Annotated in this window: 9 protein-coding genes; 4 read left to right on the plus strand and 5 right to left on the minus strand. The window is 52.2% G+C overall.

Features of this window, described 5'->3' with window-relative positions; genetic code table 11:
* Window positions 1–7 precede the first annotated feature (7 nt).
* Together AC5JLP_RS32605 and AC5JLP_RS32610 are read right to left on the minus strand one after the other, a co-directional pair.
* On the minus strand, window positions 8–997 hold the full coding sequence (locus AC5JLP_RS32605; protein ID WP_496072033.1) for a phosphate/phosphite/phosphonate ABC transporter substrate-binding protein: 990 nt from the start codon (window positions 995–997) through the stop codon (window positions 8–10).
* 482 nt (window positions 998–1479) lie between these two features.
* Window positions 1480–2355 carry an SDR family oxidoreductase gene (locus tag AC5JLP_RS32610; protein ID WP_496072034.1) on the minus strand — a complete coding sequence of 292 codons (876 nt, stop codon included), beginning with the start codon at window positions 2353–2355 and terminating at the stop codon, window positions 1480–1482.
* A gap of 114 nt (window positions 2356–2469) precedes the next feature.
* Between AC5JLP_RS32610 and AC5JLP_RS32615 the strand changes: the two genes are divergently transcribed.
* Window positions 2470–3456, plus strand: coding sequence for an alpha/beta fold hydrolase (locus tag AC5JLP_RS32615; RefSeq protein ID WP_496072035.1), 987 nt, complete (start codon window positions 2470–2472; stop codon window positions 3454–3456).
* Between the two features lie 288 nt (window positions 3457–3744).
* Here the strand turns inward: AC5JLP_RS32615 and AC5JLP_RS32620 are convergent, their stop codons facing one another.
* Together AC5JLP_RS32620 and AC5JLP_RS32625 are read right to left on the minus strand one after the other, a co-directional pair.
* Window positions 3745–4116: a clan AA aspartic protease gene (locus AC5JLP_RS32620; protein WP_496072036.1), complete on the minus strand. Its 372-nt coding sequence runs from the start codon at window positions 4114–4116 to the stop codon at window positions 3745–3747.
* Window positions 4113–4388: a hypothetical protein gene (locus tag AC5JLP_RS32625; RefSeq protein ID WP_496072037.1), complete on the minus strand. Its 276-nt coding sequence runs from the start codon at window positions 4386–4388 to the stop codon at window positions 4113–4115. Before AC5JLP_RS32625 ends, AC5JLP_RS32620 begins: the two co-directional genes overlap by 4 nt.
* Window positions 4389–4954: 566 nt before the next feature.
* Between AC5JLP_RS32625 and dnaK the strand changes: the two genes are divergently transcribed.
* Window positions 4955–7465, plus strand: a complete 2511-nt coding sequence (gene dnaK, locus AC5JLP_RS32630; RefSeq protein WP_496072038.1) for a molecular chaperone DnaK — start codon at window positions 4955–4957, stop codon at window positions 7463–7465.
* A gap of 90 nt (window positions 7466–7555) precedes the next feature.
* Entirely contained in the window at window positions 7556–8524 is a 969-nt protein-coding gene (locus AC5JLP_RS32635) for a DnaJ C-terminal domain-containing protein (protein ID WP_496072039.1), read from the plus strand.
* A gap of 10 nt (window positions 8525–8534) precedes the next feature.
* On the opposite strand, the gene AC5JLP_RS32640 is transcribed toward AC5JLP_RS32635, so the two are convergent.
* Window positions 8535–10835 carry a recombinase family protein gene (locus AC5JLP_RS32640; RefSeq protein ID WP_496072040.1) on the minus strand — a complete coding sequence of 767 codons (2301 nt, stop codon included), beginning with the start codon at window positions 10833–10835 and terminating at the stop codon, window positions 8535–8537.
* Between the two features lie 146 nt (window positions 10836–10981).
* Here AC5JLP_RS32640 and AC5JLP_RS32645 point away from each other — a divergent pair, with 146 nt between their 5' ends.
* Window positions 10982–12496: a proton extrusion protein PcxA gene (locus tag AC5JLP_RS32645; protein ID WP_496072041.1), complete on the plus strand. Its 1515-nt coding sequence runs from the start codon at window positions 10982–10984 to the stop codon at window positions 12494–12496.
* Window positions 12497–12546: the final 50 nt, after the last annotated feature.

Genomic DNA, 12546 nt, shown 5'->3' on the forward strand with positions numbered 1-12546 from the left:
ATGGTCACTAGGGTGCGATTCCAACTTGTTGCAGTGCATCCCGCATGGGTTGGAGGTGCCGAGAGTGATCGACTTGCACCAGTTCAGTGGAGTTGTAAAGATTCTTCAGCAGTGCGTTATTGCCCGGTTGGTTGAGCTTGAGTAACGCGTTGATAATCTGCGTCCGCTGACGCACTGGAATGTCATCATCGATCGCTACACCATGCGCTGGCACTCCTGCAATCGAATAGAGACGACGCAACTGATTTGCTTCTGCTGCTGTAATGTAGGGCGGTTTCAGCGCATATTCTGAGACGGCTGCCACATCTGCCTGCCGCCGCAGCACCGCTTGCAGCGCACCGCTGTAATTACCCCCATAGGTTACTTGCTGAAAGAAGCCATCCAGTCGATCGCGGCTGGGTACCAATCCTTGCTTGACCAAAGCACCTACCGGAAAGATGAATCCTGAGCCGGAAGTCGGTGACGTAAACGCCATTTTTTTGCCACGCAGTTGCTCTAGTGTTTGCTTCGCGTTGGCTTTGCTCGACAGTGGGCTGTCTTTCCGTACAACCATGACCGAACTGTAGGTATAGCGCCCAGAGTAGTTAGGACGTACTTCCGCCAGATAAACCCGTGCCTTGGCTAATTGCTCTGCCTTTAAAGCCGGACGGCTACTGAGAAACGCCATATCCACTCGATTGGCTCGCAGGGCTTCAACGGCTGCGGTGTCATCCGACACGATCGCTTCTACAGGCGTTTTCAACTCTTGAGACAAAAACCGGGCAACGTCATTGGCTTTACGCTGCAAGTCGGTGGAGTCAGCCCGACTGGGAAACGCAATTTTGATGGTTGATTGGGGTTTTTGTGCGAGAGTTGTCTTCACAAGCGCTGACGCATCTTGTGCGATCGACGACTGGTTATCAGCTTGAGCCGTTTGACTCAAACTATTGAGAAAAACTCCGCTTAAAATGAGCACACCTGCACCCGCAACAAAAGAAAGCTTTTGACCTAGAGTCATGGGAAATTCCTTTGAAATCAGTGTTTTAGAAGATCAACACGTTAAAACGTAGAAAATGAGCAAGCTTGACAAGAGCGTAGCAAAAATTGAAGACTTGCCTGTTCAAAGCAGATCTGCATCTGCCGCCGCTTGAGGCTAAAAGCAAGAATCGCCAAAAAATCAGCTCAACAGCCCTTGGAAAGATTCGCCGCTCCGTTTGCTAAATGCTTGCATCAAAATCAAGATGATTGTAGGAATAGTTGAGAACTTAAGTCAATAGCTGTTACAGCAATTTAATTGATCAAGAGTTTGCCTTCTGCCTTTGATCTAGCGGTCAGCGGTCAGCTTTTTAGCCTTTAGCCTATTCCCCACTCCCTACCAATGCGGTCAGCCTATCCTTCGGGAAGCAAGCTACAGCTTTTTAGCCTTTAGCCTTCATCCCTCATCCTTCACTCCTCATCCTTCATCTCTCATCCCTTCTACCCACAGCCTCCTGTCCTGCATCACACCTTGCCCACTAGTGCCTCCAACTCAGCACACAGCGATGGGGGCGCATAGCCGAGCTTAAACGCTTTAGTACTGTCTAAAGACAGGTCGGGCGGGCGGTTAGCAGCCATCGGTACATCTTCTTGACGGCAGGCAACCATGCTGGTGGTTGGTAGTGAGAGAATCGCTGCCATTAAGCAACCAAATTCGTAGCGTGACACGCGTTCTTTGCCGCCTAGGTGCAACCGTCCCTGTACCGTTTGTAGCGCGAGCAGTAAGCCTCTCGCCGCTGTGGTACCACTCACAGGTGTCCGAATCTCATCTGTAAAGAGCTTGAGTTCTTTGCCTGATCGCAACGCTTGGATGAATGGCTGGATAAAGCTACTGGCAGTGGGTGGCACCGCGCCAAACATCAGCGGCATTCGACAAATGGCAGCGTTAGGGTAGCGATCGAGAATTTTCACTTCAGCGAGAGCTTTTTGCTCACCATAGCGATTAATGGGTGAGACTGGATCTTCTTCTTTGTAGGGTGCGTTTAAGCCATCAAAGACCATTTCACTCGAAGCAAAAGCAAAGGGAATCGACTGATCGGCGCACAGTCCTGCAAGATTCACCGCTGTAGTGACGTTCAGCCGATACGATTCCTCCGGTTGATTCTGGCACACGTTAGGACTGGATTGTGCAGCTAAATGGACGACTGCATCCGGTTGCACGTCTTGAAAGAGGCGTTGTATCGCGGCAAAGTCAGTCAAGTCGATCGCCAGCATCGTTGTACCAGGCATGGCGATCGACCTGGTAAACAAAGTGCCATAAACCTTCCATGTAGGTGCCGCCACCTGGCAAAGGTTCCAACCCAAAAAGCCGCTAGCGCCAGTGACGAGGAGATTTTGCATCGGTGCCTATGTGCCAACCTGATGTGTCAGTCTAGAGAGCGGGTGTGATAGCCAGCTACCGCCGTTGGATGCCATTATCCTAAAGCTAAAGTGAGTTGGAATCAGTACGCGCTCATGCCAATTCAAGCAATGTCGTTTAATAAGGATGTCGTCATGCAGGATTGGTGGCAAGCAACGTTTCCTAAAGGGCGACAAACGCTGATGATCCGTGATGCTAACGATCGCTCCGTTGCTATTGCCTACGGGGAAAAAGGGACGGGTAAGCCGCTGGTGTTTGTTCATGGCGTAGCAAGCTGGAGCTATTGCTGGCACGCCAATATTGCACCGTTAGCACAGCACTTTCGCGTCATTTGCTTTGATGCCAAAGGCAGTGGGTTTTCTGACAAGCCGCTGCAACCAGAGCAACCCAACCATAAGGTCATCGAGTTAACGCGAGTGCTACAAGCCTTGTGCGATGAACCTGCTGTGATCGTGGCAGAATCGCTGGGAGCGCTAGTCGCACTGGCAGCCGTTCAGGCCCACCCAGAACTGTGCGATCGCCTCGTGCTCCTGAATGTACCCATCTTCCCGCAACAGTTGCCCAACTGGGGCATGCGACTCCTTGCCGATCTCCCGATGGGTCTGGTTGAAATCGCTGATCAACTCCGTCTTGCCAAAGTGCTTGACCCCGTCATCCGTCAACTCGTCTATGCTCTACGGGCAGAAGTCATTGCCGATCCCGCTCATGCCACGATCGATGACGTTTACTGGAGTACCTACCCGCAAATCGAGTTTCCTGGCACGCTCACCAAACTGGCAGAAGAATTTCAACTGGCTGCACGCGAAATCAAGCGACTGGAACAGGGACAGCCCAATCTCATTCGATCGGTGCAAGAGAAACTACCGCAAGTTACCTGCCCAACGCTGATTCTCTGGGCAGACCAGGATCGCTGGTTTCCCGTTAGCGATGGCGAACAGTTGCGCGATCGCCTACCCAACGCCACCCTCAAAATTATCCTCAACTGCGGACACTACGCCGCTGGCGGTCAACCAGAATTTGTCAATGCCGCCATTCTCTCTTTTCTGCACGATCTGATAGCCCCTCCAAAAGCCGTTGGGTAGAAGGCAGAAGGTAAAGAAGTTGTTGGTTTTTAGTTGTATAGCTCTTTGGGCATTCAAGAAAAGTTTTTAGAAGGAGCCAGAAGTCAGGAGCCAGAAGTCAGCGGACAACGAACACTCAAAGCTTCACCTTTAGCCCCACTCCCTACTCCCTACTCCACATTCCCCCTCTTCTCTAACAACTAACGGCTAAGGTGAGCGGCGGTGAATAACCCTGAAACGAAGCGCGAAGACTCTATTCCGTCCGCTCCACTGCGTTGCCAGACCGTGCCTCAATGGAGGAACCTTCAACTACTCAGTAGGCTTGATGGTGACGTTACCACCTTCTACCGCTCGAATATACAAGTCGTAACCATACAGTAAACTCATCCCGACTAAAGGATCAGTCTCCGCTTCATTCACAGGAATATTCCGGTATTGCCCATCCCAAATCACAGTTGCGGCATAAACTTCAAAAGTAACTTCGCTTCCATCGCCCAATGTTCCGCGATCGATGCCCGTCCAAGACAAGTTCAAAGCAACAATAATTTCACGCGGCAGGCTCAGAAATCCTGTGTATCCTGTATCAACCACTGCATTAATCAGGCGTGTCTGACGATTTGTATTGCTCACAACCAGCGAAATAATCGCCTCACAGCTTAAGCTCACGACACCGTGCATCATACGGATTTTCTTAGGCTCCGTGCGCCAAAGCGATGAACAGCACGATGCCCGATCCGGACGATCCAAGGTTGGGCATCAGGAAGTCGTTCAAATAAGCGATCGGTTGCCTCCAAAATTTCGTCTGCGACTTCAAAAGCTCCCGTTTCGATGTCGATCGCCACAATTCTGCCGTGATTGCCTTCCTTAACTTGCGATCGCACCTGCGACTCATAAATTTCGTCACCGCGTCGAGCAAACTCTTCTTTGCTGTAGCGGGGTTGTCGAATGGTCATCAGCCTGACCTCGTTATCAATTGGGTCCCTTACTTTAACTTAGGCGATCACGCAATCACTTATCAGAGATCGCCCTCAAAAATAAATTGATCTTGCTCTGGGTTTGTAACGATACAGTTTCGGAAAGATTCAACCATCGCAATAAACTGTCTATCCTCATTGGCTGTTGCAGCTTCCTTCAGCATTTGGATTTACGCTTCCAGCTTCTCTAACTCATTTCTAGTAAGAATTAAGCGATCTTCAATCCCACTTATTTGGTGATACTCTCCAATTCCCAACTCCGTATTGATTCGGTACATATCTGTAAGGGCACCCGAATCTGTATTGCCACACAATGTGACAACCGCTATTAATTTCACACCCGACCAGTCTACTCATAAGATGCTAGCTATAGCTTTTGTCTATGATATTCAGAGTATTCGATCTAACAACTGGTTCAACTCCTCACTCTTCCTCCTCTCCCACACCAATTACCGGGTCTGTTGCATCAGCGCGATAGAATAAACTCAACATAATGTATCAATAACAGTACGTCGCGCAAGCAGCTTACGGGAGATCAGAGACGCATGGGCAAGGTAGTCGGCATTGATCTGGGAACCACCAACTCAGTTGTCGCCGTGATGGAAGGCGGTAAGGCAGTGGTGATTGCCAATGCTGAAGGGATGCGAACCACTCCATCCGTCGTTGGCTTTAGCAAAGATGGTGAACGATTGGTGGGGCAATTAGCGCGACGGCAGGCCATTTCTGACCCACAAAATACGTTCTACGCGGTGAAGCGTTACATTGGTCGCAAGTACGCCGAACTCAGCCCAGAGTCTAAGCGTGTGCCCTACACCTTGCGTAAAGATGACATGGGCAACATCAAGCTCAAGTGTCCTCGCTTGCAAAAAGAATTTGCTCCCGAAGAAATTGCGGCGATGGTGCTACAAAAACTGGTAGATGAAGCCAGTCGCTATCTCGGCTCATCCGTGACCGACGCTGTGATTACGGTGCCTGCCTATTTCAACGACTCGCAGCGGCAGGCAACGCGGGATGCTGGGCGGATTGCAGGGCTGGAGGTCAAGCGTATTCTCAATGAACCAACGGCGGCCGCGCTGGCATACGGACTCGATCGCCGTGAGAGTCAGACCATCCTTGTCTTTGACCTGGGTGGTGGCACCTTTGATGTGTCCATTCTGGATGTGGGCGACGGGGTGTTTGAAGTGAAAGCCACTAGTGGCGATACCCAACTCGGCGGTAATGATTTTGATAAAAAGATTGTAGATTGGCTGGCAGAGCAGTTTCTAGAAACGGAGGGTGTGGATTTGCGGCGCGATCGTCAGGCACTGCAACGCCTCAGCGAAGCTGCCGAAAAAGCCAAAATCGAGCTATCGGGTGTCACCGTGACGGATATCAATCTACCCTTCATCACAGCGACCGAAGAGGGGCCGAAACATCTGGAAACGCGCCTAACCCGATCGCAGTTTGAAGGGTTGTGCAGCGACCTGATTAGCCGTGTGCGTAATCCCGTCAAGCAAGCCATTCGGGATGCAAACTTGAATCCTAGCCAGATCGATGAAGTGGTGCTGGTGGGCGGCTCTACTCGCATTCCCATTATTCAACAGTTGGTGCAGAGTTTGATCGATCGCGAACCCAATCAGAACGTGAATCCAGATGAAGTGGTTGCGGTTGGTGCGGCGATTCAAGCAGGCATTCTGGCGGGTGACGTGAAAGATGTGTTGCTGCTGGATGTCACACCGCTGTCGTTGGGGCTAGAGACAGTGGGCGGCGTGATGAAAAAGCTCATTCCTCGTAACACCACGATTCCGGTGCGCCGTTCCGACATTTTCTCTACTGGAGAAGATAATCAAACCCTGGTAGAAGTCCACGTGCTGCAAGGGGAACGGGAGATGGCCTCAGGCAACAAATCGATCGGGCGCTTCAAGCTCACAGGCATTCCTCCAGCACCGCGCGGCCTACCCCAGATTCAAGTTTCGTTCGATATCGATGCAAACGGCATTTTGCAGGTTGCGGCGATGGAGCGCACTACCGGACGCGAACAAACCATTACCGTCCAGAATGCCTCTACTTTGAGCGATGAAGAAGTCAAGCGCATGATCCGCGAAGCACAGGAGTACGCCGACACCGATCGCCAGAAGAAAGAAAAAGTCGAAAAGCGCAATCAGGCAGAATCTCAAATCTTCCAGGCAGAACGCCAACTGCGAGAAGCCACGCTCGATTTTGGCATGCAGTTTGTCAGTGGCTACCGCTCTAAGATTGAACGGGCGATCCAGTCCTTGCGGGAAGCGCTCAACGCCAACGACGATCGCGGCATCGATCGTGCCAAAGCCGACCTGGATGATGCTCTGTATGATCTCCGCCGCGAAGTCTACCAGCGCAACAAAGAAGATGAAGAGAGCGACAGTCTGTTTGGAGCCATCAAAAGCTTCTTCACCGATGACGATGACGACTACTACGATGACGATCGTCGCGATTACGATAATTTTGGTGGTGTGCCTCGTCGTCCTAACTACCCCCGTAATCCTTATAGCGGCGGGGCTGCGGAACGACCTGATTCTTGGAATCGTGACCGCCCTTACTATTCAAACGATCGACGCGATTCTGGTGATCGGTACAGCGCCAGCAGATACGCTGGACAAGACACAAGTGCCAGCAGTTCCTCTTGGAACGACAGTCGCTATAGTGGTCGGGATGCTGGATCTTCTCGCAGCGATCGCTCCGACAACTCAGACTGGGACGACGATCGCCCCAATACTCGCTCGAATGACCGCCCCAGCGATCGTCCTCGTTATAACGATGAGCGCGGTTATGATAGTGGACGCAACGACAGTGGATATGGCGAGAGTGGACGCAGCGACAGTGGACGTAGCGATGGTCGTAGCCAACCCTCTAGCAGACCCCGCAGCGAACCACGCGACTCCTATCAAGACAGCGGCTCTACCCGTGACGATCGACCCTCCTACGACTCCCGCCCTGCTGATCGCGATCGCAGCGATCGACGGCCCTCTCGCCCCCCCAAAAACGCCCGCCCTAATCTGTATCAAGACAACTGGGATGAAGACGATGAATGGCTGTAATCCAGTTTTGAATGATGAGTTCTGAGTTTTGAGTGTCCAAAATTCAAAACTCAGAACTCAAAACTCAAAACTTAAAACTATATTCTTTCCATGCAAGACTTTCGGAACTATTACGACATTTTAGGCGTTGCAAAAGATGCCACCGTTGACGAGATTAAGAAGGAGTTTCGGCGACTGGCGCGGCAGTTTCATCCTGATCTGAACCCTGGCAACAAGCAGGCAGAAGAGAAGTTCAAAGACATTAATGAAGCCTATGAGGTGCTCTCTGATCCCACGAAGCGCGCTCAGTATGATCAGTTTGGTAAATTCTGGCAGCAGCGGGGTTTTAAGGGTGGTCAACAGCCCAAAACGTCGCGTGGTTGGGATGGAAGGAGTGATCGCGTTGGAGACGATGTAGACTTCGCGGAGTTTGCCGATTTCAATAGCTTTGTCGATCAACTGCTCAATCGTCGCGCCAATAAAGACACGACCCCACCCCGCGCTGGTACCCGCGATTACTTCCAGCCGGGTACCACAAAGACAAGTTATACCGTCCCCCGTGCGACTCGTCGAGATGCCGAAGCGCGGTTAGAAGTGCCCCTGGAAAAAGCCTACACCGGGGGACAAGAGCGGATTCGACTGGAAGATGGGCGATCGCTCGAAGTCAAGATGCCGCCGGGACTGGTCACGGGACAGCGCCTCCGGTTGGAAGGTCAGGGCGTAGCAGGGGGCGATCTGTACCTCAAAATTATCGTGAAACCCCATCCCTTCTTCCGGCTGGAAGGCTCTGACATTCAATGCCTGCTCCCCATCACACCTAGCGAAGCCGTTCTCGGTGGGCCGCTGGAAGTCCCCACGCTGGATGGCCTGGTGAAAATGACTATTCCGGCAGGTGTGCGGACGGGACAACGCCTGCGACTCGCCTCCAAAGGCTATCCCACTGCTAGCGGCAGACGCGGTGATCAGATCGTCGAAATTCAGATCATGGTGCCACGCGATCCCAGCCCACAAGAGCGCGACCTGTACGAAAAGCTCCGCCAACTCGAAACCTTCGACCCGCGTGCCGATTTACCTGTGTAAAACTCGCCAATCAACCCATATCCAACGGTATAGCAGCATTCACCAGCGACAACAGCACGCCCGTTTGCTCCTGCCCATTGGTTGCCAGATCGCTGTGGCAGAGGTAGATGCGTTCTCCCACACGACCGAGCAAATCATGCAAAATGCGGCGCAAACGGCGTTCATTGGCCTCCATCGTGTCGGCTGATGTCCAAGCGCGGCCCGACCAGCCTTGCAAAAAGAGGGGAGCCGCAAACAGCGAATCGACGCCACTCAACCATCGTGGTGAGCCAGCATCCAGCCAAAATTGCCAGCGATGGGCACGACGACTAGAGCGATACTGAAACACATTCGTCAGCAACACCGCATTACTAGCAGGCCCGATCGGACGTACAGGGTAAGGATTTGCCGTCACAGTACCACTTTGCAGAAGCTGAATGAATCGACTCACCGTCATAGAGGCAGGGGCATCGAAGCGTTGACGATGGCGCAGTCTGCTATCCACCTCCCAGTAATGTTGGGCGGCTTCAATTAACTGACGCAGCGCAGACACTTGCTCAAATGGCAAGGAGCCACCCCCAAACAAAAAGTGCTGAATGGCTCGATCGAGCAGCGACACCGCATTGGGGATCAACCGCTGCTCTAACTGGCTCTGCTGAGTTTCAATCCACTGCACGATCGCCTGATAAGCCCCACTCGCCTGATAGCCCAATCGATCCCATCGGGGAAACGTGGTAGCGGGCAGCAACCGGGGTCGATCAGGATGCGGTACAAAGCAATAGTCAGCCAGTAGGCCAGCACGAACAGGGTCGATCGAGAAGGATGAAGGATAAGGGCTAAAGGATAAAAGAGCGTCTTGAGTCATATCTACCTCCTGCCCCCTGCCCCCTGCCCCCTGCCCCCTGCCCCCTGTCCCCTGTCTCCCATGCCCCATCCCCTGTCCCCCATTCCCCATCCCCTGACTCAACACCACCAACATCTCCGCCACCGCATTTCGATCAACCAGTCGTCCCAAACCTGCATAAACGAGAGTCAATAGGGTTAACAATGCCCGAATCACGGGTGAACTGGTAAGAGGACGTTGATCATTAAGCGACTCAACCGAAATTTGGTGCTTGGCTAGTAGTTCGGTCAGGCTGTAGCGAGCGATCGCGTCTACACCAGGGGCAATCACCGCCATGTCGCGCGGCTGTACCTGTTGCGTCTGCACCGCTTCGATGATGATTTCTGCTGTACGGCCTAACAGTTGAGCGCGGGAGGTTGTTTGAATCGTTTGAACGCTGTCTGGCAGGGTGGCGAAAAAAATGGGATCAGTTGCCAGAGCGACGATCTCGTCATCCAGCGTGTCGCCTAAACAAGAGACTGGACGATCGGTCAGCATTTCTACCTGGCAGCGATCAGCTAACCCAGACAGGTAGGCAGGATCAGCACCCAGACCCAAACGGACTGCGCCATCGGGGTTATAGGTAAAAATGGCACTGGCTCCAGCATCTAATAAGGTGTCGAAGAGCGTCCGGGCGATCGCGGGATACTCATCTACATCATCTGCCAGCAGCAGTTGATACCGCTGTGCCAACTGCTGTTGATAGACTGGATGGGGCAGTAAGTGCTGCCAGTACAGCCCCGCAATAATGCCGTAGGTCAGCAGTCCTCGTTCCAGGCACCACTGCTGCCAGAGCTGCAACAGGTCGCCTACTTCAGCATCCGGCAGCGGGAGTGCGTCTACTTGCCCGTTGAGTCCCTGGTCTAAGATAACGGGCACATCAGCGAGGGGAATACCCGCCAGCGACGCTAGCTGCAACAGGTCCAGTAGCCGTCGCACTAACCGGCCTTCTACAATGGTTGGCTGCTGCCCGATCACCCGGTCTAACGTCGATCGCCAAAGCTGGGTCGCCAATTCCTGTTCATTTTCGGGTGCCAGTCGCACGGGAAACTGGGCTTTGAGGTCAAGCTGCTGAATGAGCAACGACCAAAACAGCAACACCTCTTCCTGAAAGAAGCCCAGTGGAGTCGTAGAGTGCAAGGATATGCGTCCCTCCGTCGCCGCTGTCAGACGATCGAGCAAGTCAATGCGGTTATCGCCGATCGCCGCCAACACCAGCACTCCAGGCGCAAACCCACCCGCAGGCAAAGGTCGAGCGATCGATGAAGTGGCTGAAGTCGTCGAAACACCACGATCTTTCCCCTGTAGACTCTCCACGCGATGAGCCGCACTCGCACCATCAACCCAGCCTCGTGCGCCAGACCGCATCCAGCGACGAAACTGATCGACCAGAAACGTTGTTTTGCCGCTGCGCGTTGCCCCTGTTACCCAAATTGGTTCACCAGTCACTCATTGCTCTCAACTGATTTTGTTACTATGTCTAAATGCTTTTAGCGGTAGCTCTAATGTCTGACGATCAAGCCCTATCCTTCCAGGCTACCAAACCTTGATTGCTAGCGTTGAAGACCTGGCAAAATTCTGCACTTATTTGTGTCATGCAAACAACAATTTGGATGCGGCTGAAGCAGTCGCTCTCTTCTATAAGGCAGTGGTATGAACAAACGCCAGAGCGAGCGCTTGATCAAGCCTATGCGGCTGCCTTAATGATTAAGTCGATCGAGGACGAGCATTTTGATGGCAACCCGATCTCAGAAAACTCAGAGAAATACGGCACCAATTCTGCGGCAGTCTTTCAAGCAGAACTGAAAAAATGTCTCAAGATTGCAACGCTGCGATTATCAGAATTTAAGGCCAGTCGATATATCTTTAATACTACCGATGGATCTGCCAATGCACTTAAAGGCGTGACTTCACTCGCCAACAAAGAGCGATCGGCCATCATTTTAGAGAAGCTGAAGTTTATTGATGATGTACTCGCCACCTATCAGCCCCAACCAGCAGAATCGCTCTCGCTTGTCCCCGTTGAGCCAAATGGTGCCCCTCGGTTATCTGAACGCGAACAAGCTCAGCTAATAGTGCGCCCCACTGGAGATCTGAGCAATCAGCGCTTGAGTAACGGCCAAACGATTGAGCAACTCCAGCGATCGGGTGCAGCTTTGGATGATGATGGCACGGGTATTTTTGACAAGTCTGGAGTGCTACCTCGAACCCTTGCCAGCACCATTAACCGCATCAAGCGAGATTTAGACCCAAATGCTGAACAGCAGGTGGTACGGAGCTTTCGGAGTACCAAGGTAAAAACACAAACGGCCATCCGCCTTTTACTTATCCTCATTGTTGTGCCCTTGCTGACCGAGCAAATCTCTAAAACAGTCCTGATCGGCCCTGTTGTCGATGCTTTTCGATCGCCCGCTATCGCTGAACCCTTCTTAAACTTTGAGCTTCAAGAAGAAGCACTCCAAGAACTGCAAACCTTTAAAGAACGACTAGAGTTTGATTTGCTCTTGGGGAAAGCACCCAGCCTTACCGATGAGGGCGGTGGGGAGCGTGGTGGCATTGGTGAAGCAACACCCAACGAAGGTCAATCTGAAGGTAAACCTAGCGAAGGTAAACCCAGTTCTAGTGGTGAAGCGCCCAAGCCACTGAGCAAAGTCGAGCAAGAAGCTGCCATTGAAGAAAAGTTGAAGGAAAGAGCTGAAGAGATCAAATTGGAATACAGCCGTACCAGCTCCGATGCCATCAAAAACGTCTTCGCTGATCTCTTTGCGGTAGGGGCCTTCGCGCTCGTGCTGCTGCTAAGGCGGCGTGATGTGGCAATTCTTAAGTCTTTTATTGACGACACCGTATACGGCCTGAGCGATAGCGCTAAAGCCTTCGTCATTATCTTGTTTACGGATATGTTTGTGGGGTTCCACTCACCTCACGGTTGGGAAGTGCTGCTAGAGGGGCTATCTAAACACTGGGGTTTGCCGCCCAACCACAGCTTCATCTTTCTCTTTATCGCCACATTTCCAGTGATCTTAGACACCATCTTCAAGTACTGGATCTTCCGCTACCTCAACCGCATTTCACCGTCGGCAGTGGCAACTTACAAAAATATGAACGAATAAAGAGAGGCGCGGTAAGACTGTTAAAGAGAGACGCGGTAGGACTGTATACA

This window comes from Stenomitos rutilans (assembly GCF_059505485.1).